Genomic DNA, 24360 nt, shown 5'->3' on the forward strand with positions numbered 1-24360 from the left:
CCGACGGGGGAATTAGAATGCACGAAGTAGCACCGATCAATCCCTGGGTGGCGCTGGCCTATCTGGCCTCGGGCATCCTTTTCATTCTGGCGTTGCGCGGGCTGTCGAGCCCGGCCTCGTCGCGACGCGGCAATCGCTACGGCATGATCGGCATGACGATCGCGGTCGTCACCACGCTGCTGACCCACGTCCCGCGGACGGGCGAGGGCGCGTTCGACACGATCGCGATCGCCGAAGTGCTCGGCGCGATCGGTATCGGCGCGGTGATCGGTATCGTCATGGCGCGCAGGATCGCGATGACCGCGATGCCGCAGCTTGTCGCGGCCTTCCACAGCCTTGTCGGCCTTGCCGCGGTCGCCGTGGCGGCGGCAGCCTATCTCAACCCCGGCGCCTTCCACATTGCCGACGCCGCCGGCGAAATCTTCGCCGTCAGCCGTGTCGAAATGGGCCTTGGCATCGCGATCGGTGCGATCACCTTCTCGGGCTCGGTCATCGCCTTCCTGAAACTGAACGGCAATATGTCGGGCTCGCCGATCATGCTGCCGGGGCGCCATATCATCAACCTCGGCACGCTCGCCGCGATCATCGGCCTTGTCGCCTATTTCCTGACCGACCAAAGCCCATGGGTCTTCTGGACGATCACGGCGCTGAGCTTCATGATCGGTTTCCTGCTCATCATCCCGATCGGCGGCGCCGACATGCCGGTCGTCGTGTCGATGCTGAACAGCTATTCGGGCTGGGCGGCGGCGGCGATGGGCTTCACGCTCGGTAACACCGCGATGATCATCACCGGCGCGCTCGTCGGTTCGTCGGGCGCGATCCTGTCGTACATCATGTGCCGTGCGATGAACCGCAGCTTCATCAGCGTCATCGCGGGCGGCTTCGGCGCCGACGCGGCGGCCGCTGCGGGCGGGGCAAAGGAACAGCGTCCGTGGAAGCCGGGCAGCGCCGACGACGCCGCCTTCCTGATGAGCCAGGCCGAGAATGTCATCATCGTCCCCGGTTACGGCATGGCGGTCGCGCAGGCGCAGCACGCGCTGCGCGAGATGGCCGACCAGCTGAAGAAGGAAGGCGTCAACGTCAAATATGCGATCCACCCGGTCGCAGGGCGTATGCCGGGCCATATGAACGTGCTGCTCGCCGAGGCGAACGTCCCCTATGACGAGGTATTCGAGCTTGAGGACATCAACGGCGAATTCGCGCAGGCCGACGTCGCCTTCGTCATCGGCGCGAACGACGTGACCAATCCGGCGGCGAAGACCGACAAGACCTCGCCGATCTATGGCATGCCCGTGCTCGACGTCGAAAAGGCCAAGACCGTGCTGTTCGTGAAGCGTTCGATGGGCGGGGTCGGCTATGCCGGCGTCGACAATGACGTCTTTTACATGGACAATACGATGATGCTGCTCGGCGACGCGAAGAAGATGGCCGACGACATCGTCAAGGCGCTGAGCGGTAGCGGGCATTGACATAAACCGTCGCCCCCGCGAAGGCGGGGGCCGTTATCGAGGTGGCAATACGCTGCCAACGGCCCCCGCCTTCGCGGGGGCGACGTGTTTTGGAACAAGGGACCTTATGCGCAAGATCGGCCTGATCGGGGGAATGAGCTGGGCATCGACCGAGCTTTATTACAGGCATCTCAACAAGGGCGTTCAAAAACGCCTCGGCACCGCCTGCTCGGCGCCGATCCTGATGGAGAGCCTCAATTATTGCGAGCTTTCGCGCATTTCGACGCCCGAACAATGGGCGCATGCGAAAGAGGTGCTGATCGCGTCGGCGAAGCGGCTGCAGGATGCGGGCGCGACCGCGCTGATGATCGCCGCCAATTCGATGCACAAGGTCGCCGAGGATGTCGCGGCGGCGATCTCGATCCCGCTACTTCACATCGTCGACGAGACCGGCGAAAAGATGAAGGCCGACGGCATCAAGGCGGCGGCGGTGATCGGCACGCGCAACGTGATGACCGAACCGTGGTTCCGCCAGCGCCTCGTTCGCCACGGCCTGACCCTGGCGCCCTATGACGCGAGCCGCGCGGAGGAGATCGACCGGATCATCTACGAAGAGCTGATGCTGGGCAAGGTGAACGAAAGTTCGCGGCGCACGATGAAGACGTTCATCACCGACATCGCAAAACAGGATGTGCAGGCGATCGTGCTGGCCTGCACCGAACTGGTGATGCTGGTCGATACCGACGCCAATGTCCTGCCGATCTATGACACGACGCGTATCCACGTGGCGGCCGGGGTCGACTGGATCCTTGGGGATGCGCCCTGAACCTCGAATCTCCCTGTGGCGCAGCCATGGGGAGGTGGCAGCGCGAAGCGCTGACGGAGGGGCCATGGCGCAACGTCGCCGCCCCTCCACCATCCTTCGGATGGTCCACCTCCCCATCGCTGCGCGACAGGGAGGATCAAAGGATCAAGCGATCCGCGTCCAGGTGACGGTCTTGCAGAAGACCGCGACGCAGCCCTTCATCGTCAGCTTGTTGCCCTTCACATGCAGATGCGCGGTGTAATAGCGGCCATCTTCGGGGCTGTAGCCCGGCCCTTTCCAGCCGTCGTCATGCGGCACGAGATCCCAATATATCTGCAGGCCGGTGACCTGCCGGCCGCGCTTCGCCTTGTCGGGATTGCGTTCGTCGAGCTGGCCGCCCGCGGGCTGTTTGATCAGCAGGCGCTCGATGCGCCCGCACATCTTAGTACCGCAGGGCGCCATCGCAACGATGGCCTTGCCGTCGTCGGTTTTCCAGCGCCCGCTGACCGCCGCCGCTGGCGCCGCAGCCATCGACGGAACGGCGATGAAGGCTGCAAGCACGAATCCAATTCTCAAATACAATGCGACCACTCCCGTTTTTTATTAGCTACACGCATGTCAGCAACCCGCTTGGCATCCGTCAAGTCTTGCCGCATGGTTCCGGAAAACAAGGGAGAGACTCATGCGATTCCAACGCCTGCGCCAAGCTGCGACGCTCTGTTTCGTGGCGGCTTTCGTCGCCGTTCCCGCGGCGGCAAAGACCATCAGCGTCAAGGCGGGAACGCCCGACGCCAATGAAAAGCTGCAGGAGGCGCTGATTCTCGCCGAACCCGGCGACACGGTCGAACTGGGCGCGGGGGTCTGGAAACTGACCGACGGGCTGTCGCTCGACGTCGACAATGTGACCGTGCGCGGCGCGGGGACGAAGGACGGCGCAGGATCGATCCTCGACTTCTCCGGCCAGCAGGGCGCGGGCGAGGGGTTGCTGGTGACCAGCGACGACGTGTTCCTGACCAATTTCGCGGTGCTCAACACCAAGGGCGACGGGATCAAGTCGAAGGGCGCGAATCGCATCGTCTATCATCAGCTTCGCGTCGAATGGACCGCGGGGCCGAAGGAAACCAATGGCGCCTATGGCGTCTATCCGGTCGAGAGCAGCGACGTGCTGATCGACAGCGTCTATGTCCGCGGCGCCTCGGATGCGGGCATCTATGTCGGCCAGTCGAAGAACATCGTCGTCCGCGATTCGATCGCGACCGAGAATGTCGCCGGGATCGAGATCGAGAACAGTTTCGACGCCGACGTGCACGACAACATCGCCGCGAAGAATACGGGCGGGATTCTGGTCTTCGACCTGCCGAGCCTGCCGCAGCAGGGCGGTCATAATGTCCGCGTGTTCGAGAATATCGTCAGCGACAACAGCACGCCGAACTTCGCGCCGAAGGGCAATATCGTCGCGAGCGTCCCGACCGGCACCGGCGTGCTGGTGATGGCGAACCGCAATGTCGAGGTTTTCGGCAATGTCTTCGACCAGAACGGCACCGCCAATGTCATGATCGTCGGCTATCGCTACGATCACAATGATCCGAACTACCAGCCGCTGCCGAAGGGCATTGTCGTGCGCGGTAACCAGCATGGCAAGGCGGGCTATGCCCCCGCGTTCGATGGCGGGGCGCAGATCGCGGCGGCGATGGGCGGGGCGATCCCGCCGGTGCTGTGGGACGGCGCGGGCGACGCGATCGTTCTCGACGAGGTCGGGGTGCTGTCGCTGAACCTGCCCGATGTGAAGACGCCGCGCGATCAGGCGAAACCGACGCCGGTGACGCTGAAGGGCACGCCCCCGGCGGCGCTGCCCGAGATCAAGCTGCCCGCGAGCATGGAGGCGAAGGTCCAGTGAAGCCCGTCGTAGTGGCGCTCGCTGCTGCGCTGCTTTTTGCGAACGGTGCGGGCGGTGTCGCGCCGCCGGCCGTCGACCAGGCGCTGGTCGACGGCGACACGATGCCGCCGAAACTGTCCGCCTTTGGCCTGTTCGCGGGCAATGATCCCGCGCGTCCGGTCGCAAGCTTCGCTTATACGTTGAATACGCCGCTGTTCAGCGACTATGCCGAGAAGCATCGCTTCGTTTCGATCCCGGCGGGCAAGAAGGCCGAGGTCGCCGACGACGGCACGATCGCGTTCCCCGTCGGCACGGTGATCGTCAAGAGTTTCGGCTGGCACGACCGGAACGGCGGCCGCCCGGTCGAGACGCGGCTGCTCATCCACCGCGCGAAGGGCTGGGTCGCGCTGCCCTATATCTGGGACGCCGACGGCAAGGATGCGTCGCTCGCGATCGCGGGCCGGCGCGTGCCGGTGAGCTTCGAGAGCCCCGGCGGCGGGGCGCACAGCATCCAATATGGCGTGCCGAACAAGAATCAGTGCAAGGAATGCCACAGCCGCGCGGGCGCGATCGTTCCGATCGGCCCGAAGGCGCGCAACCTCGTGCTGCCGGCGACGATGAGCGCGGATGCGAAACGGCGCTGGTTCGACCGGCCCGAGGCGCTCAAGCCGGTCATGCCGCGCTGGGACGATCCGGGGAGCGGCAGTTTGCAGGACCGCGCGCGCGCCTATCTCGACGTCAACTGCGCGCACTGCCACAATCCGGAAGGCAGCGCATCGAACAGCGGCCTGTTCCTGCGCTGGACCGATCCGGTGAACGTCAACTACGGCATCGGCAAGCGCCCGACCGCGGCGGGGCGCGGCAGCGGCGGGATGGAGTTCGCCATCGCGCCGGGCGAGCCCGACCGCAGCTTCCTCATCTATCGCCTCGAAAGCACCGAGCCGGGGATCGCGATGCCCGAGCTCGGCCGCTCGACGGTCCATAAGGAAGGCGCGGCGCTGCTGCGGCAATGGATTGCGGAGATGCCGAAAGCATCGCATTAGGGCGCGCATGACCAGCCTCGTCCTCCACGATTATTTCCGCTCCTCGGCCAGCTTTCGGGTTCGCATCGCGATGAACCTGAAAGGGCTCGACTATGAGCGCGTCGAGGTCAGCCTGATCGCGGGTGACCAGCGCAGCGACGCCTATCTGGAACAGAATGCGCAAGGATTCGTGCCGATGCTCGTCGTCGATGGCGAGCCGATCATCCAGAGCATGGCGATCATCGACTGGCTCGACCGTGCCTATCCCGAGCCGCGCCTGATCCCCGACGAACCGATGCCGCGCGCGGTGGCGCTGGCGCGCGCGCAGGTGATCGCGAGCGACATCCATCCGCTCAACAACCTCCGCGTCCTCAAATATCTGACGAAGGATCTGGGGCTCAACGAGCAGACCAAGGATCGCTGGATCGCGACGTGGATCGCGCAGGGGTTCGAGGCGCTCGAGGCGATGGCGGGCGAGGGGCGCTATCTGGGCGGCGATGCGCCGGGGATCGCCGACTGCTGCCTCGTGGCGCAGATGTATAACGCGCGGCGGTTCGAGGTGCCGCTCGATGACTATCCGCGGCTGGTCGCGATCGATGCGGCGTGCATGGAGCTGGATGCGTTCCAGAAGGCGCACCCCGATGCGGTGAAGCCCGCGTGATCAGGTTGCTCGCGGGGGCGGCTGCGCTGGCGCTGCCGGCGGCGGCGATGGCGCAGGACGATTACGATGGCGGCACCGACTGGACCACGGCCGATCCGGTTGCCTGGCACAGTCCATATGAAATCATCGTTCGCGGTGGCCTGCTTCGGCATAGTGATGGCCACTCCATCCAGAGCAGCACAATTGTAGCGGATTTGCAGCCTGGCCTCGGCACGCGGATCGAGAACCGATTGCGAGACGAAGCCGGGATCGTCCAGTTCCGTCGCTCGGACGGGCGCAGCGCCCATCCGACCAGCCAAGGCGTTACCTTGCGCGGGCTGGGCGGCAATGCGTCGAGCCGCGCGCTGGTGACGCTCGACGGGGTGCCGCAGGCCGACCCGTTCGGCGGCTGGGTCGCCTGGTCCGCCTATGATGCGATCAATCTCGGCGGTATCGTCGTGACGCGCGGCGGCGGTAGCGGGGTCGATGGACCGGGCGCGCTCGCCGGGACGATCGGGCTATATTCGACGATGACCGACGGCGTCGAGGCGAGCGCGGCCTATGGCAGCCGCGATAGCTGGGACGTCTCTGCTTCGGCGGGCGGCGAACTGGGCAGCGGGCAGGTCGTGATCGATGGGCGGTATAGCCGCGGCGATGGGTTCATCCCCATCGCGAAAGGCCAGCGCGGCAGCGTCGATCGCGCGGCGCCCTATGAACAGGGCGGGGTCGGGCTTCGCTTGCGTTTCGATGCCGGCAACGACAGCCGGATCGAGGCGAGCGTGCGCGGCTTTTCCGACCGGCGCGAACGCGGCACCGATTTCACACAGAGCAAGGTCGACGGCGTCGACGCGAGCGTGCGCTTCGTTCACGACCCCTATGGCGCGACGCAATGGCTCGCGCTTGGCTATATCCAGCTTCGCGATTTCGAGAGCGGCTTCGCGAGCGTTGCGGCGGGACGGAACAGCGTTGCGCCCGCGCTCTTTCAGCGCGTGCCCGCGACCGGGCTCGGTGCGCGCGCCGAACTGCGTCCTGCGATCGGCGGCGGCAATCCGCTGCGCGTCGGCGCCGACTGGCGCCGTACGACCGGCCGCACCGAAGAGGATTTCTTCTTTACCGGCATCGTCCCCGGCCGCCACCGGATTGCGGGCGGCAGCAGCGATACGCTCGGTGCTTTCGCCGAATGGACCTCGGGCGACGCGACCGACGGGTTCCTCTGGACGCTGAGCGGGCGGGTCGATCGCTGGTGGCTCGGCGAGGGCTACCGGCTCGAGCGCAATATCGGCGGGTCGCTGATCACCAACCTGCGCTTTGCGTCGCGGCAGGGTTGGGAGGGCAGCGGCCGCGCAGGTGTCCGCTGGACGTCGGACGCATTCGCGCTGCGCGCCGCCGGGTATCGCGGTTGGCGCCTGCCGACGCTCAACGAACTTTACCGGCCCTTCCGTGTCGGCGCCGAGGTGACGACCGCGAACGAGGCGCTGGAACCCGAGCGCTTGTGGGGCGGCGAAGTGGGCGCCGATTGGGAGCGCGGCGGGACGAAGCTGTCGGTGACGCTGTTCGCCAACCATCTGTCGAACGCGATCGCCAATGTGACCCTCGCGCCCAACCTCAACCAGCGCCGGAATCTCGACGCGATCGACAGCAAGGGGGTCGAGGCCAGCGCCGAACAGCGGCTCGGCCCGGCGACGCTTCGTGCGACCTATGCGTTCACCGATGCCAAGGTCGACGCGTCGGGTGCGGCCGTCGCGCTCGACGGCCGCCGCCCGGCGCAGATCGCGAAACATGGCGGCAGCGTCTCGCTGCGCAGCAACGGCAACGGCCGCTTCGGCGGCTTCGCGACGTTGCGCTACATCGGCAAGCAGAATGAGGATGATCTCGGCCTGCTACGGCTCGGCGACGCGCTGACGCTCGACGCCGGGATGTCTTGGCGCCTCACCGATGCGATCAGCATCGAAGCGCGTGGTGAAAATCTGACCGACGAACTGGTCCCTGCCGCGATCTCGTCAGCGGGAATCGTCGAACGCGCGACGCCGCGTACGCTGTGGATCGGCGGCCGCGTCACATTCTGACCTTCACAGGCCCGAAACAGGCGATAGGATGAGGATGCCGGGAAACGGCATTTGGGGGTTTGCAAGGCATGGCCGCGAAGAAGCTGAATCTCGACAATTTCCTGCCCTATCGTCTGTCCGTCGCCTCCAACGCCCTGTCCAGCCGGATCGCCGCCGAATATCAGAACCGGTTCGGGCTCAAGATTCCCGAATGGCGGTTGATGGCGGTGCTGGGCGAGGGCGTGCCGCGCACCCAGCGCGAGCTTGTCGCGATCACCCATATGGACAAGGTGACGGTCAACCGCGCGGCGAAGGCACTGGCCGACCGCCAGCTTATCGCGCGGCAGGCGCACGCGGTCGACGGGCGCTCGCACCATCTCGAGCTCACCGAAACCGGTCGCTCGCTGTATGACGCGATCGTCCCGGCGGCGCTCGCGGCGGAGGAAAAGCTCGAATCGGCCTTGACCCGCGAGGAGCGCGCGAAGCTGATGGAAATTCTCGTCAAGCTGCTCGCGACCGCCGAAAATTATGCCTGATCGCGCCTATCGCGCCGCGCCCGCCGACGCGCTGCGCATCGAGACGCTGGGTGAGCTGACCGCGATCTTCGACCGGCGGTCGATGCAGACGCATCTCGTGATCGCGCCGATGCCCGAGATATTGGCCGCGATCGGGAGTGAGGTCTGTAGCGCGAATGCCGTGGCCGAGCGGCTGGCCGGCGATTTCGAACTCGATGCCGATGATGACGCCGTTGCGGTGATCGCGGACCGGCTGGCGGAGCTTGCGGCGATGGGGCTGGTGGCGGAGGCGTGAGGCACAGCGCGCGTATCCAGGTTGGACCCGTCCAGTTTCGGATCGGCAGCGACTGGCGCGCCCCCATCGCGGCGATCGAGGCCTTGTATGCCGGTTATCCGCGCGACGATGCGCGGCCCGCCGATGCGACGGTGCGGCTGTTCGCGGCGCGGCCGTGGCGGCGCTGGCTGCGGCCGTCGGTGCATATCGGCGGCGACTTCGTCGTCCCTGACGCGCTGCCGTTGCCACTCTCGATGGGGCTGCTCGCAGCCGAGATGGGGATGAACCTGCAGGTGGCGCTCGGCTGGCGGCGGCATCTGCTGCTCCATGCGAGCGCGGTCGCAAGGGACGGGCGCGCCGTGATCATGTCGGGCGAATCCGGATCGGGGAAGTCGACCCTCGCGGCGCTGCTCGGCGAGGGCGACTGGCGGCTGATGGGCGACGAGTTCACGCTGGTCGAACCCGCCAGCGGCGATGCGCTGGCCTTTCCGCGCGCGGTCAGTTTGAAGAATGAGGCAATCGCCGAAATGGCAGCGCGCGTCGATGCGGCGCGGCTCGGCCCGCTTCTCGCCGGAACGCCGAAGGGCGACATCCGCCACCTGATCCCGCGCGCCGACGCGATCGCGGCGATGCACGTGCCGGCGCGTCCCGCGTTGATCCTCTTCCCCCGCTTCGGCGGTGAAGCGGCGATCGAACCGATGGGCGAGGGCGAGGCCTTTGTCCGGCTGACCGAGGCGTCGACCAATTATATCGCGCTCGGCGAGGCGGGCTTCGCCGCGCTGACGCGGCTGGTGCGCGAGACGCCCGCTTTCGGCATTTCCTATCCCGACAGCGCGGCAGGGATGGCGCTGGTCGAACGGCTGTGGGCGGAGGCGGCGCGGTGAGCGCGACCGATACTCTGGTGGGCCTGCTTGCGGGACGGATCGATGCGGTATCGCTCGCGCCGCGCGACTGGGACGGCGTGATCAGCGTCGCGCGCGCCGAGGCGATGCTGGCGACGCTGGCACACCATCTGCGCGAGGCAGATCTGCCGCCGCCGGTCGCGGCGCTGTTCGCCGACCAGCGCGCCGCCGCCCAGGTTGCAAAGGATCAGGCGCTGTGGGAAGCGGAGATGGCGCGCCGCGCGCTCGCGCCCGAAGGGATCGAGTTCGTGCTTCTGAAAGGCACCGCCTATGCCGCCGCCGGCCTGCCGTGCAGCGCGGGGCGCCAGATCGGTGATCTCGACATCCTCGTCCTCGCACACGACATTCGCCGCGCCGAGAACGAGCTGCTCGAAGCCGGCTGGGAATGGGTCAAGTCCGACCCCTATGACGATTTCTATTATCGCGAGCATATGCACGAGCTGCCGCCGCTCATTCACAACGCGCGCGACCGGATGATCGACGTCCATCACACGATCCTGCCGAAAACGCACCGGATCACGCCCGATGCGCTGGTGCTGGTCGCCGAGGCGGTGACGACGGCGAGCGGCTTTACCATTCTCAATCGCGAGGACATGGCATGCCATTGCGCCGCGCATATGCTCGCCGACGGCGACCTGCAGGGCGGGCTTCGCAACCTGTGGGATTTCCATTGCCTGACGCGCGATTTCGCCGCGGCGGATACGGGTTTCTGGGGCAGGCTCGACGCGCGTGCGGACCTGCACGGGCTGCGCGGCGCTGTGCATCGCGCAGCGCGACTGGCGCGCGATCTTTATGGCGCGGACTTGCCCTCCGGATGGGATCGGCAGGACGCCGGCGACGTCTGGTATCGCCGCCGCCTCCTCGCGCGCGATGACTGGGGGCGCCCGACGAACTTCATGCTCCAGCAGGCCTTCTACATCCGCTCGCACTGGTTGCGGATGCCGCCGACGATGCTGGCGAAGCACCTCTGGACGAAGTGGCGGAAGCGCTGAAGTTGCGATGTGATCCCCGGCGAAGGCCGGGGCCCATCTCCGAAGCTCCCGGCCTTCGCAGGGATCACAGTGCTTCGAGCAGGGGAACCAGTTCGTCATAATGGCCGATCACATGATCGGCGCCGAAGTCCTCGGCGGGCCGGTCGAGGAAGCCGAAGCCGACGAGGATGCTGGGTACGCCGGCGGCTTTTGCAGCCATGACGTCATAGATGCTGTCGCCGACGAAAGCCGTCCGGCCGCCGTCGCTTTGCTCGATCATAGCGTGGATGGGGTCGGGTAAGGGCTTGCGCACGCCGATCGTGTCGCCGCCGATGATCGCGCTCATCCGGTCGACGAGGCCGAGTTCCGCAAGCAGCTGTCGCGCCAGCCCCTCAGCCTTGTTCGTGGCGACCGCAGTCCGGACCCCGAGCGCGTCCAGCCGGTCGAGCGCGTCGATCAAGCCGGGGAAGGGACGGCTGTGTACCGCGATATGCTGGCCATAATAGCGAAGCAGCTCGGGATAGAGCCGCTCGACCGCGCCTTCGGGAACGCCGCCGGTCGCGGTGAGGCCCTGTTCGAGCATATGCTTCGCCCCGAGCCCGATCATCGGCCGCACCTCGGCTTCGCTCAGCGACGCACGATCGAGCAGCGCGAGCGCATGGTTCACTGCCGCGGTCAGGTCGCCCGCAGTGTCGACCAGCGTGCCGTCGAGGTCGAAGCCAACGATGCGGAAGGGAAAATCGCTCATGCGGTGGCGCATGGCGCGATGTGCTGGAAACCGCAATGATTTGCTGGCATGGCTCGCGCCATGAGTAATCGCATCGCCGCCATCATCCTTGCTGCGGGCAAGGGCACCCGCATGAAGTCCGACCTCCACAAGGTGCTGCACCCGATCGCGGGGCGGCCCATGCTGCTGCACCTGATGGCCGCGGTCAATGCGCTGGCCCCCGCGAAAAAGGTCGTTGTCGTCGGCGACAAGGCCGACCAGATCGAGGCGGCGCTGAAAGACAGCGCCGACCTCGCGATCCAGGAACCGCAGCTCGGGACCGGGCACGCGGTGCAGCAGGCCGAAAGCGCGCTTGCCGGTTTTGATGGCGATGTGCTGATCCTCTATGGCGATGTGCCCTTCGTGCCGACCGCGACGATGCAGGCGATGATCGACCGGCTCGGCGCTGCCGATGCGCCCGCGGTCGTGGTGCTGGCGTTCGAGCCCGACGATGCGTTGCAATACGGCCGCGTCATCACCGAAGGCGACCGCGTCGTGAAGATGGTCGAGCATAAGGATGCGACCGACGCCGAGCGCGCGGTGCGACTGTGCAATTCGGGGCTGATGGCGGCGAAGGCGTGCGACCTGTTCGCGCTGCTCGCGCGGGTCACCGACGACAATGCGGCGAAGGAATTTTATCTCGTCGATATCGTCAATATCGCGAACGCCGACGGGCGCCATTGCGCGGTGGTCAGGACCGACCCCGCCGACGTTGCAGGGATCAACAGCCGCGCCGAACTTGCCGCCGCCGAGGCGCAGTGGCAGGCGTTCAAGCGCGACGAGGCAATGGCGGGCGGCGCGTCGCTGAAGGCGCCCGAAACCGTCTGGTTCTCGTGGGACACCGAAATCGGCCGCGACGTGACGATCGAACCCAATGTCTTCTTCGGTCCCGGTGCGAAAGTCGCCGACGGGGTCACGATCCGCGGCTTCAGCCATATCGAGGGGGCGACCATCGGTGTCGGCTGCGAAGTCGGCCCCTTTGCACGCCTCCGTCCGGGAACGATTCTTGGCGAAAAGGCCAAGATCGGCAATTTCGTCGAGGTGAAGAAGGCTACCCTCGGGAAGGGCGCCAAGGCGAACCATCTTACTTACCTCGGCGATGCGACTATCGGCGCGGGGGCGAACATCGGCGCGGGCACGATCACCTGCAATTATGACGGCTATTTCAAATATCAGACCGTGATCGGCGAGAATGCCTTCATCGGATCGAACAGCGCGCTCGTCGCGCCGGTGAAGATCGGCCGCGATGCGATCGTCGCGGCGGGCAGCACCGTGACGCGCGACGTGATGGACGGCGAACTCCGCCTCGTGCGCGCCGAACAGTCGGTCAAGCCCGGCTGGGCCGACCGCTTTCACGATGCGATGCGCAAGAAGAAGGCAGCGGAGAAGAAATAGTCTGATGTCCGCGCCGATGCTGACGACCGCGCGGCTCGTGCTGCGCCAGCTTCGCGAGGACGATGCCGGCGCGCTGTTTTCGGTGTTGTCCGATCCCGAGGTGATGATCTGGTGGTCGAGCGGGCCGCACGCGTCGTTTGCAGAGACGGCGGATTACGTCAAAGGAAATGCCAGCGAAGGGCAGGGTCATCTCTGCTGGGCGATCACCGCGGGCGACGATGCCGCGCTCGGCTGGGTCATCCTGATCGACAGCAGGCCTCAGGTGAAGGAAGTCGGCTATATCCTGCGTCGTGACCAGTGGGGCAAAGGCATTGCGCGCGAAGCGGTGGCGCGAGTGATCGACTATGGGTTTGACGAGTTGGAACTGCGCCGCATCTTTGCCGACACCGACCCCGAAAATCGGGGTTCGATCGGGCTGCTCGAACGGCTGGGGTTCCAGCGCGAAGGCCGGCTGCGCGGCGAGTGGGAAACGCATATCGGCGTGCGCGATTCGCTGATCTACGGCTTGCTGCGCGACGAATGGAAGACGGAGAAGACGAGATGAGCGACCGCTACGACGACAAGCCATTCCTTCGCTACGTCGACGCATGGGTCCTGAACGCGATCGGCCATCTCGACGAGCCGACGCGCGCCTATTGCGTGGCGATGGAGCCGACGATACGCCAGAGCCTGGGGCTGACGGGCAGCTGGGTGCAAATGGTCGCGCAACAGATGAAATTCGGACCCGAATTGCCCGAGCAGATCCGCAAGATATGGGAAGAGGGCAAGCTACGCTTCGAGCAGGGCAATGGCCGCCCCGCCGATCCGGTGCAATTTGCCATGACCTTTGTCGACAGGAACTTCGGCAGGACTTGATCTGATATCACGATATGATATCAGAATTGCATGCGCTTTCTCGCGGACATTCCCGATTCCGATGTCGAATGGCTCGACTCGCTCGCCGCCGAGCAAGGCGTCTCGCGCGCTGAGCTGGTGCGCCGCGCGGTCGCGGCCTATCGCGCCGACGTGTCGGGTGACGCCATCGACAATGCGTTCGGTATCTGGAAAGACCGCGACGATATCGGTGACGGCCTCAAATATCAGCGCCGCCTGAGGGGCAAGCGCGAATGATCGATGCGCAGTTCGACAGCGACATCCTGATCGACGCGCTGATCGGCGTCGAGGCCGCGCGGGGCGAGATCCGCCGCGCCGGGCGCAAGAGCGTCAGCCGGGTGAGCTGGACCGAGGTGATGTCAGCCGCCGACCCGCAATCAGTCAAAGCCGTCGAGGCCTTTCTCGGCTGTTTCCAGGTCGAGGAGATCGGCGACGCCGTCGCGCGCCGCGCCGCCGCACTCCGCGCCGAACGCAAGGGCTTGACCCTTGCCGACGCCTTCGTATTGGCGACCGCGCAGATCAGCGGGCGCATCCTCGTCACCCGCAATATCAAGGTGTTTCCGGCGTCGATGCCGGGTATTCGCATTCCCTACACGCTCTAGAAGAAAGCCCAGCCCCCATGTGCGGAATCATCGGAATCATCGGCAAGGACCAGGTGGCGGACCGCCTCGTCGACGGCCTGCGGCGCATGGAATATCGCGGCTATGATTCGGCGGGCGTTTGCACGGTCGAGGGCGGCCAGCTGATCCGCCGCCGCGCCGAGGGGAAGCTGAACAATCTCGTCAAGGAGCTCGCGGGCAACCCGGCGCCCGGCACCGTCGGCATCGCGCACACGCGCTGGGCGACGCACGGCGCCCCGACGACGAGCAATGCGCACCCGCATGCGACGGGTGAAGTCGCGCTGGTGCACAACGGAATCATCGAGAATTTCAAACCCTTACGCGAAGCGCTGCAGGCGCGCGGTCGCACCTTCGAGAGCGAGACTGATACCGAAGTCGTCGCGCACCTCGTCAGCGAACAGGTCGAGGCAGGCAAGTCGCCTCAGGAAGCCGTGCAGGCGGTGCTGCCGCAGCTCCGCGGCGCCTTCGCGCTCGCGATCGCCTTCCGCCAGCATCCCGATCTGCTGATCGGCGCGCGCCTCGGCTCGCCGCTCGTCGTCGGATATGGCGAGGGCGAGACTTATCTGGGCTCCGACGCGCTAGCGCTTGCGCCGCTGACACAGAAGATCGCCTATCTCGACGAGGGTGACTGGGTCGTCATCACGCGCGACGGCGCGCAAATCTACGACGCCGCCAACAATCCGGTGACACGCGAGATCACGACCAGCGGCGTCACCGCCGCAGCGGTCGAGAAGGGCAATTACCGCCACTTCATGCAGAAGGAAATTTTCGAGCAGCCGACCGTGGTCGCGCAGACGCTCTCCTCCTACATCCGCCCGCTCGAACAGACGGTTGCGCTGCCGCAGATGGACTTCGACCTGTCGACGGTCGAGCGCATCACGATCGTCGCGTGCGGCACCAGCTTCTACGCCGGCATGGTCGCCAAATATTGGTTCGAGACTTTTGCGCGCGTTCCCGTCGATATCGATGTCGCGTCGGAGTTCCGCTACCGTGATCCGGTGCTGCAACCCGGCGGACTCGCGCTCTTCATCTCGCAGTCGGGCGAGACCGCCGACACGCTCGCGGCGCTGCGCCATTGCAAGGCGAACGGCCAGACGATCGCGGTCGTCGTCAATGTGCCGACGAGCAGCATGGCGCGCGAGGCCGACCTGCTGCTCCCGACCCACGCGGGGCCGGAGATCGGGGTTGCGTCGACCAAGGCCTTCACCTGCCAGCTCGCGGTCCTCGCCGCGCTCGCCGCGCATCTTGCGCTCAAGAAGGGCAAGCTCAGCGCCGATGAGGAGCGCGAGATCGTCAAGCATCTGATCGAAGCCCCCGCCGCGCTGAACGCGGCGCTGGCGCATGACGAGGATATCGCGAAGATGGCGCATCTGGTCGCGCCGGCGCGCGACGTGCTGTATCTGGGCCGCGGTCCCGACTATCCGCTCGCGCTCGAAGGCGCGCTGAAACTCAAGGAAATCTCCTACATCCACGCCGAAGGCTATGCGTCGGGCGAGATGAAGCACGGGCCGATCGCGCTGATCGACGAGGCGGTCCCGGTGATCGTCCTCGCGCCGAGCGGGCCGCTGTTCGAAAAGACCGTCAGCAACATGCAGGAAGTCATGGCGCGCGGCGGCAAGGTCGTGCTGATTTCGGACGCCGAGGGCCTCGCCGAAGCCGGCGACGGCTGCATGGCGACGATCGAGATGCCCAAGGTCCACCCGCTGATCGCGCCGCTGGTCTATGCCGTGCCGGTGCAGTTGCTGGCGTACCATGTGGCGGTCGCGAAGGGCACGGATGTTGACCAGCCGCGCAATCTGGCGAAGTCGGTGACGGTGGAATAGGCCGATGGCTGCCGACTCCCCGAGTTCGGTGCCTGTGGCTCTCAGCCTTTTACTTACCGCGACTTTTCTGTGGGTTGTGGCTGGCATCATAATCCGCCGCCGGCGGGCGCGCCCTGTCGCCGATGGCCCCGAAGGGGAGCCTTATCGTGTGTACACGCGGGAATATGATCGTGTTTTGGCCGCGACAGATCTGCCGCTTGCCCTCTACGAAGCGAGTCCTGATCGTGAAAAAGGTCATGTCGAGACCGGCGACGAGCAGTGGCGCGCGCAGATTGCGAACGCAGAAGACATCTATCGCGGACTGAACGACCTTCCTTCGCTCGCCGGAGCTGAGGCGGGCGAGTTTCATGATGCGGCTGTCCTACTGATGGTTGACCAGTCCGGTTCGATGCGCGGCGAACCCATGGCTTGGGTTGCCGCGGGCGTCCGGCGATTGTCGGAGGAGTTGGGACGGTGCGGTGCCAGTGTCGCGGTTGCTGGCTATACGACTGCCGGGTGGCATGGAGGTTTCGCGCGGCGCAAATGGCTGCGCGAGGGACGACCCCGGCGACCCGGCCGTCTGTGTGCGCTGCTTCACATCCTCTATCAGCCATTCGACGGTGCGGGTCTGGACGACAATGGTTGGAGGCAGATGCTCAACCCTGACCTTCTGCGCGAGAATGTTGACGGGGAGGCGCTGGAATGGGGCGCTCATTATCTGAACCAGCGGCGCGAAAGACGCCGTATCCTGATGGTCGTCAGCGACGGGGCGCCGGTGGATGACTCGACGCTTCTTATGAACGGCGCGTCCTATTTGCATCGCCACTTTCTGAAGGCGCGGGATGCATTGATCGAAGCGAAGGAAGTGGAATTGCTCGCGATTGGCGCGGGATATCGTGTAGCGGAATTTTATCCCGTATCGCGCGAAGCGACTTCGGCCGCGGAACTCGTTGAGGCGGGGCTCGAAATGTTGAGAGGCAGGGTGATTTCGGAATGACCTGGAACACCACCTGCCACTGCGGCGCCGTCTCGGTGCGGCTCGCCAAGGCGCCCGAGGAGATTGCCGAGTGCAATTGCTCGCTCTGCTTCTCGCACGGCATCCTCTGGGCCTATTATTCGCCGCGCGATGTCGTGATCGAGGGGGAAACGCGGACCTATAATCGCGCCGACCGCCCGAACCCCAATTCGGACCTGCATTTCTGTGCCATCTGCGGCTGTTCGACGCACTGGTCGGCGACCGCGGGCCTGATCGAGCGGATGGGCGGTGCGGTCGACCTGATGGGCGTCAACATGCGCCTGTTCGCGCCGGCGCAGCTAAGCGGGATAAAGCTGAGCTTCCCCGACGGACGCCATTGGTCGGGCGAGGGCGCGTGGGGTTATGCCCGCGATCCGGCGCTCATGCCGTGACCGGCGGTCCGTCACCGGCTCGGCGCCCCGAGGCGTTGGCCTGCGCGAGGATCGAGGCCGAAACATCTTCGATGGTCCCCGCCACGAGCAGCGGCGTGCTGCCGACCATGCCGACCTGCGTCTGTCCGTTTTCGGCGGACCGGAGCCACGCGACATTTTCCGCGACAACCAGATAGTTGCCGCCACGCGAGTTTAGCGAAATGAATTTCATGATGATGTTTCCTGACCCGTTCAGTCTCTAGCGCCCAAGTATGAAGATTGTGCACACCCGATGACCTTCGCCGCCATCATCTTCGACTTCGACGGCGTGATCGCCGACAGCGAGGTGCGCGCGAATATGTCGCTCTCCGAAAGCCTGACCGCGGCGGGGATGCCGACGACCTATGACGAAGCCTTGCGCGACTATTACGGCCATAACTGGCAGGAGACGCAGCGGCGGATCGAGGCGCGCTTCGGCCGCGCGCTGCCCGCCGATTTTCGCGAAACGCATCGTGCCCGCGCCCGGGCGAGGTTCATGGAGGGGTTTGACGCGGTTCCCGGGGCACCCGCCTTTCTCGACGCGATGGGATCGATGCCGCGCGCCATCGCCTCGTCGAGCCGCGCCGAATATATCGACTGGGCGCTCGGGCTGTTCGGCCTCCGCCATCATTTCGGCGAGCATATCTACAGCGCCGATGGCTGGGATCGCGGCAAGCCGCATCCCGACATCTATCTCGCTGCGGCCAAAGGGATCGGGGTCGATCCGGCGGACTGCCTCGCGATCGAGGATTCGCCGACCGGCGCGCGGGCTGCGCTCGCGGCGGGGATGACCGTGGTCGGCTTCTGCGGCGCGGGTCATATCGTCGACCGTGCGGCGCATGGCGAGATGCTGCGCGGTGTCGGCGTGCATCATGTGGCGCTCGGTTACGACGAGATACGTCTCAACGCCTGACCTCCTGTCTCGTCATCCCCGCGAAGGCGGGGATCCAGCTAAATAGCCGCGTTGGAGGAAGCGGGATCCCCGCCTTCGCGGGGATGACGAAATGGGACCGATAACCCTTTCCTATTATCTTGGGCCGTGCTTAGCTGCCCCTATACCCATCGATGCGCGTACTGCGATTTGTGAGTGAAGTTGCGTAGTTTTCTGCGCTTTCGGGGAAATCGGCAGCCTTTGGCGTTTCGGCGCGTATCGGGGTTCGGGAAGAGGAGAGAGCCATGTGCAACGACATCACCGAAGCCGATCTCGACCGCGCCGGAGTCCCGGTAAACCGTCGTAGTTTCGGCACGCTGGTCGGCGCGGGTGCGCTTGCCTCGATGTTGCCGGTGTCGGCGGGCGCCGCGGGTCCGGTGAAGGGCCGCGACGTCGAGATTCGCACCGCCGACGGCACCGCCGATGCCTATTTCGTCGCACCCGCGAGCGGCAAGCACCCTGGTGTCCTCGTGTGGCCCGACATTCGCGGTTTGCGTCCCGCGTTTCGCCAGATGGCCGACCGGCTGGCGGGCGAGGGCTATGCAGTGCTGACGGTGAATCCCTTCTATCGTTGGCAGAAGGCGCCCGTCGTCGACGCGACCAACGACTTCAACGACCCCGCGATCCGCGACAAATTGTTCGGCTATCTGAAGCAGCTGACCAAGCCATTGGTGACGACCGACGCGACCGCGCATCTCGCCTTCCTCGACGCGCAAAAGGAGGTCGATACCAGGCGCAAGCTCGGCACGACCGGCTATTGCATGGGCGGGGCGATGACGATCTACACCGCGGCGTTGAAGCCCGACCGCGTCGGTGCGGCGGCGAGCTTTCATGGCGGCGGGGTCGGCACCGACAAGCCCGACAGCCCGCACCTGCTGATCCCCGGAACCAACGCGGGCTATCTGTTCGCGATCGCCGACAATGACGACAAGCAGGACCCCGAAGAGAAGAACCGGCTGAACGCCGTGCTGACCCCCCGCAAGCAATGGCACGAGGTCGAGGTCTATGCCGGCGCGATGCACGGTTGGTGCCCGCCCGACGGCCGCGCCTACAACGAGGCGGCGGCTGAAAAGGCGTGGGGCCGGATGCTCGAACTGTTCAAGGCCAGCCTCTAGATTCGATTCGCTTTCCTCCCCGGAAACCGTAGATTTGACGCGGGAGAGACATGATGAACGATATGCTGGTCTATGACTGGATCGCCGAAAACGCGCGCCGTTTTCCCGACAAGATCGCGACGATCGACATCCACAGCGGTCGAAACCACAGCTATGCCGCGATGCACGAGCGGGTGGCGCGGATCGCGGGGCATTTGAGCGCAATCGGCGTCGCGAAGGGCGACCGCGTCGGCCTGCTCTCAATGAACAGCAGCGACATGCTCGACATCATGTTCGCCTGCTGGCGGATCGGCGCGGTGCTGACGATGCTGAACTTCCGCCTGACCGCCCACGAGCTGGCGTTCATGGTGAGCGACAGCGGCGCGAGCGCGGTCTTTTACGACACCGATCTCGAAGCGGTGATCCCGGCGCTCAGGGAGAAGACCGATGTCGCGCACTGGATCACAATGGACCCGGCGGGGAAGGGCGGCGATCTGGAGGCGGCGATAGCCGCGGCGACGCCCGTGTACGACCAGCTTCCGCAGCTCGGCAGCGATCTCTGCATGATCATGTATTCGTCGGGCACCACGGGAACGCCGAAGGGGGTGATGTTCAACCATGCCCAGTTCCTGTTCATCAATGCGGGGTCGGGCGGCATCTCGAATGCGTCGAACCAGATGGTCGGGCTTGTGGCGCTGCCCCTGTTCCACATCGGCGGGCTCGTCGCCTATACAACGATCAGCTTCGGCTTCGGCGGCACCGTCGTCGTGGTGCGCGCGTTCGAGCCCGGCGCCATGCTGCGCCTGTTCGGCGATCCCGACATGGGCGTGACGCACTTCCTGGGCGTGCCGGCGATGTACAATGCGATGCAGGCGCATCCCGATTTCGCGACAACCGATTTCTCGCGCACCCAGACGATGAGCTGCGGCGCCGAGAGCGTTCCCGAAAGCCTGCTCCGCACCTGGTTCGCGCGCGGCGTGCCGATCCGCGAAGGCTATGGCATGACCGAGACCTGCGCTGCGGCGCTGATGCAGGAGGCGCGCGACATCCCGGGCAAGATCGGCGCCGCGGGCAAGCCGGTACGGCATTGCGAGGCGAAGATCATGCGCGGCGATGGCACCGAGGCGCCGGTCGGCGAGCTTGGCGAGATCTGGATGCGCGGCCTCAACATCACGCCCGGCTACTGGAACCGGCCCGACGCCAATGCGTCGAGCTTCGTCGACGGCTGGTTCCGGTCGGGCGACGTCGGGCGGCAGGATGAAGAGGGCTATTTCTACATCGAAGACCGGGTGAAGGATATGTACATCACCGGCGGCGAGAATGTGTATCCGGCCGAAGTCGAGAATGCGCTCTATGCGATGGAGGCGATCCATGAGGTCGCGGTGATCGGCCTGCCCGATCCCAAATGGGGCGAATGCGGCTGCGCGGTTGTCGTGCCGCGTCCCGGCGCAAGCGTGACGATCGAGGACATCAAGGCCTACTGCGGCGAGCGGCTCGCGCGGTACAAACACCCCGCGCGGCTCGAAATCGTCGACGCGCTGCCGCGCAACGCGACCGGCAAGGTGCTGAAGTTCGAGCTGCGCGAGCGGTTCGGCGGTGCGCCTCAGCCCATCGGATAGAGGATGTCCTTGCCGACCTTGTGCAGCGCCTTCATCAGTTCATCGCTCAGCACCAGTTCCTTGGCGGCGAGGATCGGGTCGACCTGATCATAGGCGCTGACCCCGACGATCGTCGAGGCGACGAAATCGTGCTGCTTCGACCAGGCGGTCGCCATCGTCACCGGATGCAGGCCATGCTCCTCGGCAATCGCAAGATAGCGAGCCGTCGCCGCGAGGCTCTTGTCGTTCACGAAGCGGCGGCCCATCGCGGCCTGCCGCCCCTCCATCGCGAGATAGCGCGAGAAGCGCGCGCCCTCGGGCGTCGCTCCGTCCTGGTATTTGCCCGAGAGGACGCCGCCGGCGAGCGGCGAATAGGGGATCAGGCTGACGCCTTCCTGCCGGCAGACCTGCGCGAGTTCGTCCTCGAAGCGGCGGTTGTTGAGGCTGAAATTATTCTGGATCGTGTGGTAGCGCTGAGCGCCGAGGCGTTCGGATGCGGCGAGCGACTTCATCAGGCCCCAGCTCGTCTCGTTCGAACAGCCGAGGATGCGAACCTTGCCCTCGCGGACGAGTTCGTCGAGCGCGTCCATGATCTCATCATAAGGCGCGTCATGGTCGGGCCAGTGCGTCTGGTAGAGATCGACATAATCGGTCTGGAGGCGCGTGAGGCTCGCTTCGATTGCGGTGCGGATATTGTGGCGGTCGAGCGCGGTCATTCCGCCGCGGCACGGCGACTTGAACCAGACGTGGCTGGGGCCCGACACCTTGGTCGCAAGGATGATCGCGTCGCGGTTCTTGGTCTTGAGCCAGCGGCCGACAATTTCCTCGGTGCGGCCGACCCATTTCGTGTCGGGCGGCACCGGATAACCCTCGGCGGTGTCGTAGAAATTGATCCCCTCGTCGAAGCAGCGGTCGAGAATGCGGAACGCTTCGGCCTCGTCGGTCTGGCTGCCGAAGGTCATCGTCCCCATGCAGATGTCGGAAACGTGGATGGCGCTTTTTCCGAGGCGGCGGCTTTGCATGGCTCTCTTCTCCTGTGAGGGGAGCGCCGTGTTTAGGTTGCGGATCGCAACCTTGCAATCGGATCAGATAAGAAGCGCGAGCGACCCCACCAGCAACGCCGCCATCGTCCAGTTGAACGCGCGCAACCGTGCCGGGCTCGACAGCCAACCGCGGAGCGACACGCCCATCACCGCCCACAGACTGGTCGAGGGGAGGTTGATGATCCCGAAGATGACCGCGACCAGCAGCACCGCCGCGAAATTGCGGTTCGGGGCATAAAGCGCGATCGCAGTCAGCGTCATCGACCAGGCCTTGGGGTTCACCCACTGGAACATCACCGCCTGGAAAAAGCTCATCGGTTTGCCGCGCGGGCTCTCGCCGTCGCCAGGCGCGCCGGCGTTGGCGATCTTCCAGGCGAGCCAGAGCAGATAGACGACGCTCACCACCTTGAGGGCGATGTTGAGCACCGGAAAGAGGTCGAACAGGCCCATGAGGCCGACGCCGACGAGGACGATCATCAGCGTGAAGCCGATGCCGACGCCGAGGGCGTGCGGCACGGTGCGGCGAAGGCCGAAGTTCGCGCCCGACGCCATCAGCATCATATTGTTCGGCCCCGGCGTGATCGACGAGACGAGAGCGAAAGCGGAGAGCGCGGCGAGGGTGGTCTGTTCCATGTGGCGCAACATAATGCGTTTCGATGCGCCACGGATTGCAAAGATAGGTAGTTATCGGATAGATTGTGCAATCCATGATCAAGATCGACGCCATTGGCCGCAAGATATTGCACGAATTGTCCAGCGATGGACGAATCTCTAACCTCGAACTCGCCGATCGCGTCGGCCTGTCTCCCTCGGCGTGCTTGCGCCGCGTGCAGGAGCTCGAGCGCAGCGGCGTTATCAAAGGCTATCGCGCGGTGGTCGACCCGGCGAAGCTGGGGCTGACGTTCCTGGCCTATGTGACCGTCGGCCTGTCGTCGCACACGAAGAAGTCGCAGAATGATTTCGAGGCGGCGATGGCGCTCGCTCCCGAAGTGCGCGAGTGCCACAATCTCACCGGCGCGATCGAATATCTGCTGCGGGTCGAGACCGAGGATCTGGCCGCGTACAAACATTTCCATACCGAAGTCCTCGGCGTGCTGCCGCAGGTGCATTCGATCACCACTTATGTGCTGATGGAATCGCCGAAGGACGAGCGGGCGTAGATTTTCTTCTGCCTGCCCGCGGAGGGCTGTGGTTGAACCCGCAGCGCCGCGACCGCATATCGGCCCGCATGACGAAACTGTCCTTCCTCGACCTCGTGCCTGTCACCGATACCGGCACCATCTCCCAGTCGCTCGCCAACGCCGCCGACCTCGCAAGGCACGCCGAGGCGCTGGGCTACGAACGCTATTGGGTTGCCGAGCATCACGGGATGGCGGGGATTGCTAGCGCCGCGACGTCGGTCGTGCTCGCGCATATCGGACAGGCGACGTCGAGCATTCGCATCGGCGCGGGCGGCATCATGCTGCCGAACCATGCGCCGATGGTGATCGCCGAACAGTTCGGCACTTTGGAGGCGCTATTCCCCGGCCGCGTCGACTTGGGGCTCGGGCGGGCCCCGGGCTCGGACGGCGTCGTCGCCCGCGCGCTCCGCCGCAATCTCGCGAGCGACGAACGCCAGTTCCCGCAGGATGTGGTCGAGCTTCAGGCGTTCCTCGCCGGCGACGAGCGGCTCGGCATCCGTGCGGTGCCCGGCGAAGGGACGAACATACCGCTGTGGATATTGGGGTCGAGCTTGTTCGGCGCCCAGCTCGCGGCAATGCTCGGGCTGCCCTATGCCTTCGCCAGTCACTTCGCGCCCGACGCGCTCGACGAGGCGCTTGAGATCTATCGCCGCCAGTTCAAGCCCTCGGGGCAGCTTTCCGAACCCTATGCCGCAGCAGCATTCAATGTCTTCGCCGCCGACACGCGCGAGGAAGCCGAACTGCTCGCTTCGTCGCAGCAGCAGGCCTTCGTCGCGCTGCGCACCGGCAATCCGGGCAAGATGAAGCCGCCGCTCGAAGGCTATAAGGACAGCCTGCCGCCGAATGCACGCGCGATCCTCGACCATGTGCTGCAATGCTCGGCGGTCGGGACCGTCGACGATGTCGCCGCGGGCCTCAAGGCGTTCAGGGCGCGTACCGGCGTCGACGAGATCATCATCGCTTCTTCGATGTATGATCACACCGCGCGCAAGCATTCGGTCGCGCTCGCGATGGAAGCGGCGAAAACGCTCTAACCCCTGTGTTGACGCGGCTCCGGCCGCGGCAGTATAGGGGCGGCCCCACCAAGGGCGGCCCGTTCGGGGTCGCCTTTTTACGTTTGTCTTTCTCGAAAGG

28 protein-coding genes are annotated in these 24360 nt (G+C 65.5%); 23 read left to right on the top strand and 5 right to left on the bottom strand.

The annotated features are described in order from the left end of the window. The first annotated feature begins 17 nt into the window (after positions 1-17). Positions 18-1469 (top strand): NAD(P)(+) transhydrogenase (Re/Si-specific) subunit beta, encoded by a 1452-nt coding sequence (locus QOL79_RS08190; RefSeq protein WP_283419271.1) that lies wholly within the window; start codon positions 18-20, stop codon positions 1467-1469. 106 nt (positions 1470-1575) lie between these two features. Next, complete coding sequence (locus QOL79_RS08195; protein ID WP_204992664.1) at positions 1576-2274, top strand: aspartate/glutamate racemase family protein; 699 nt, start codon at positions 1576-1578, stop codon at positions 2272-2274. Positions 2275-2418: 144 nt separating this feature from the next. Here the strand turns inward: QOL79_RS08195 and QOL79_RS08200 are convergent, their stop codons facing one another. Beyond that, on the bottom strand, positions 2419-2835 hold the full coding sequence (locus QOL79_RS08200; RefSeq protein ID WP_283419272.1) for a DUF2147 domain-containing protein: 417 nt from the start codon (positions 2833-2835) through the stop codon (positions 2419-2421). Between the two features lie 100 nt (positions 2836-2935). Here QOL79_RS08200 and QOL79_RS08205 point away from each other — a divergent pair, with 100 nt between their 5' ends. The 8 genes from QOL79_RS08205 (at position 2936) to QOL79_RS08240 (ending at position 10519) form a co-directional block, all read left to right on the top strand. Continuing rightward, positions 2936-4150 carry a parallel beta-helix domain-containing protein gene (locus QOL79_RS08205; RefSeq protein WP_283419273.1) on the top strand — a complete coding sequence of 405 codons (1215 nt, stop codon included), beginning with the start codon at positions 2936-2938 and terminating at the stop codon, positions 4148-4150. Next, the gene (locus tag QOL79_RS08210) at positions 4147-5172 is read left to right on the top strand and encodes an SO2930 family diheme c-type cytochrome (protein WP_283419274.1); all 1026 of its coding nucleotides are present in this window, start codon (positions 4147-4149) and stop codon (positions 5170-5172) included. The genes QOL79_RS08205 and QOL79_RS08210 overlap by 4 nt, the downstream gene beginning before the upstream one ends. A gap of 7 nt (positions 5173-5179) precedes the next feature. Next, positions 5180-5812, top strand: coding sequence for a maleylacetoacetate isomerase (gene maiA, locus QOL79_RS08215; protein WP_283419275.1), 633 nt, complete (start codon positions 5180-5182; stop codon positions 5810-5812). Continuing rightward, the gene (locus QOL79_RS08220) at positions 5809-7857 is read left to right on the top strand and encodes a TonB-dependent receptor (protein ID WP_283419276.1); all 2049 of its coding nucleotides are present in this window, start codon (positions 5809-5811) and stop codon (positions 7855-7857) included. The genes maiA and QOL79_RS08220 overlap by 4 nt, the downstream gene beginning before the upstream one ends. 68 nt (positions 7858-7925) lie before the next feature. Then, entirely contained in the window at positions 7926-8372 is a 447-nt protein-coding gene (locus QOL79_RS08225) for a MarR family winged helix-turn-helix transcriptional regulator (protein WP_283419277.1), read from the top strand. Next, a complete protein-coding gene (locus QOL79_RS08230; RefSeq protein WP_283419278.1) occupies positions 8365-8646 on the top strand; it encodes an HPr-rel-A system PqqD family peptide chaperone in 282 nt (93 codons plus the stop codon). The genes QOL79_RS08225 and QOL79_RS08230 overlap by 8 nt, the downstream gene beginning before the upstream one ends. Then, positions 8643-9509 (top strand): HprK-related kinase A, encoded by an 867-nt coding sequence (locus QOL79_RS08235; protein WP_283419279.1) that lies wholly within the window; start codon positions 8643-8645, stop codon positions 9507-9509. The genes QOL79_RS08230 and QOL79_RS08235 overlap by 4 nt, the downstream gene beginning before the upstream one ends. Further along, positions 9506-10519: a nucleotidyltransferase domain-containing protein gene (locus tag QOL79_RS08240; RefSeq protein ID WP_283419280.1), complete on the top strand. Its 1014-nt coding sequence runs from the start codon at positions 9506-9508 to the stop codon at positions 10517-10519. The genes QOL79_RS08235 and QOL79_RS08240 overlap by 4 nt, the downstream gene beginning before the upstream one ends. A 64-nt stretch (positions 10520-10583) precedes the next feature. Here QOL79_RS08240 and QOL79_RS08245 read toward each other — a convergent pair whose 3' ends face one another. Beyond that, complete coding sequence (locus QOL79_RS08245) at positions 10584-11246, bottom strand: HAD-IA family hydrolase (protein ID WP_283419281.1); 663 nt, start codon at positions 11244-11246, stop codon at positions 10584-10586. Positions 11247-11294: 48 nt separating this feature from the next. Between QOL79_RS08245 and glmU the strand changes: the two genes are divergently transcribed. From glmU to QOL79_RS08285, 8 genes are read left to right on the top strand one after another with little or no spacing between them, the layout of a single operon-like run. Continuing rightward, a complete protein-coding gene (gene glmU, locus QOL79_RS08250; protein ID WP_502957478.1) occupies positions 11295-12659 on the top strand; it encodes a bifunctional UDP-N-acetylglucosamine diphosphorylase/glucosamine-1-phosphate N-acetyltransferase GlmU in 1365 nt (454 codons plus the stop codon). Positions 12660-12663: 4 nt separating this feature from the next. Further along, a complete protein-coding gene (locus QOL79_RS08255) occupies positions 12664-13203 on the top strand; it encodes a GNAT family N-acetyltransferase (protein ID WP_283419283.1) in 540 nt (179 codons plus the stop codon). Beyond that, positions 13200-13514, top strand: a complete 315-nt coding sequence (locus QOL79_RS08260; RefSeq protein ID WP_283419284.1) for a hypothetical protein — start codon at positions 13200-13202, stop codon at positions 13512-13514. Before QOL79_RS08255 ends, QOL79_RS08260 begins: the two co-directional genes overlap by 4 nt. Before the next feature lie 30 nt (positions 13515-13544). Continuing rightward, the gene (locus QOL79_RS08265) at positions 13545-13769 is read left to right on the top strand and encodes a ribbon-helix-helix domain-containing protein (RefSeq protein WP_283419285.1); all 225 of its coding nucleotides are present in this window, start codon (positions 13545-13547) and stop codon (positions 13767-13769) included. Continuing rightward, positions 13766-14134, top strand: coding sequence for a PIN domain-containing protein (locus QOL79_RS08270; protein WP_058457174.1), 369 nt, complete (start codon positions 13766-13768; stop codon positions 14132-14134). Before QOL79_RS08265 ends, QOL79_RS08270 begins: the two co-directional genes overlap by 4 nt. A gap of 17 nt (positions 14135-14151) precedes the next feature. Then, complete coding sequence (gene glmS / locus QOL79_RS08275; protein WP_283419286.1) at positions 14152-15975, top strand: glutamine--fructose-6-phosphate transaminase (isomerizing); 1824 nt, start codon at positions 14152-14154, stop codon at positions 15973-15975. Positions 15976-15979: 4 nt separating this feature from the next. Continuing rightward, positions 15980-16951 carry a cobaltochelatase CobT-related protein gene (locus QOL79_RS08280; RefSeq protein WP_283419287.1) on the top strand — a complete coding sequence of 324 codons (972 nt, stop codon included), beginning with the start codon at positions 15980-15982 and terminating at the stop codon, positions 16949-16951. Next, on the top strand, positions 16948-17361 hold the full coding sequence (locus QOL79_RS08285) for a GFA family protein (protein ID WP_283419288.1): 414 nt from the start codon (positions 16948-16950) through the stop codon (positions 17359-17361). Before QOL79_RS08280 ends, QOL79_RS08285 begins: the two co-directional genes overlap by 4 nt. Here the strand turns inward: QOL79_RS08285 and QOL79_RS08290 are convergent. After that, positions 17351-17572, bottom strand: a complete 222-nt coding sequence (locus QOL79_RS08290; RefSeq protein WP_058457170.1) for a hypothetical protein — start codon at positions 17570-17572, stop codon at positions 17351-17353. The two genes, QOL79_RS08285 and QOL79_RS08290, sit on opposite strands and share 11 nt — an antisense overlap. 60 nt (positions 17573-17632) lie before the next feature. Here QOL79_RS08290 and QOL79_RS08295 point away from each other — a divergent pair, with 60 nt between their 5' ends. The 3 genes from QOL79_RS08295 to QOL79_RS08305 all read left to right on the top strand — a co-directional run bounded on the left by QOL79_RS08295 (position 17633) and on the right by QOL79_RS08305 (position 21023). Continuing rightward, positions 17633-18292 carry an HAD family hydrolase gene (locus QOL79_RS08295; RefSeq protein WP_283419289.1) on the top strand — a complete coding sequence of 220 codons (660 nt, stop codon included), beginning with the start codon at positions 17633-17635 and terminating at the stop codon, positions 18290-18292. Positions 18293-18555: 263 nt separating this feature from the next. Continuing rightward, positions 18556-19425, top strand: coding sequence for a dienelactone hydrolase family protein (locus QOL79_RS08300; protein ID WP_283419290.1), 870 nt, complete (start codon positions 18556-18558; stop codon positions 19423-19425). Positions 19426-19475: 50 nt separating this feature from the next. Beyond that, on the top strand, positions 19476-21023 hold the full coding sequence (locus QOL79_RS08305; RefSeq protein WP_283419291.1) for an acyl-CoA synthetase: 1548 nt from the start codon (positions 19476-19478) through the stop codon (positions 21021-21023). Here QOL79_RS08305 and QOL79_RS08310 read toward each other — a convergent pair. Then, positions 21008-22024 carry an aldo/keto reductase gene (locus QOL79_RS08310; protein ID WP_283419292.1) on the bottom strand — a complete coding sequence of 339 codons (1017 nt, stop codon included), beginning with the start codon at positions 22022-22024 and terminating at the stop codon, positions 21008-21010. The two genes, QOL79_RS08305 and QOL79_RS08310, sit on opposite strands and share 16 nt — an antisense overlap. Positions 22025-22087: 63 nt before the next feature. Further along, entirely contained in the window at positions 22088-22678 is a 591-nt protein-coding gene (locus QOL79_RS08315) for a LysE family translocator (protein ID WP_283419293.1), read from the bottom strand. Between the two features lie 74 nt (positions 22679-22752). On the opposite strand from QOL79_RS08315, the gene QOL79_RS08320 reads away from it, so the two are divergent. Then, entirely contained in the window at positions 22753-23205 is a 453-nt protein-coding gene (locus QOL79_RS08320) for an Lrp/AsnC family transcriptional regulator (protein WP_204992688.1), read from the top strand. Between the two features lie 68 nt (positions 23206-23273). Continuing rightward, positions 23274-24260 (top strand): LLM class flavin-dependent oxidoreductase, encoded by a 987-nt coding sequence (locus tag QOL79_RS08325; RefSeq protein ID WP_283419294.1) that lies wholly within the window; start codon positions 23274-23276, stop codon positions 24258-24260. Positions 24261-24360 lie beyond the last annotated feature (100 nt).

The organism is Sphingopyxis sp. Geo48, assembly GCF_949769155.1.
In the GTDB taxonomy this organism is placed as follows: domain Bacteria; phylum Pseudomonadota; class Alphaproteobacteria; order Sphingomonadales; family Sphingomonadaceae; genus Sphingopyxis.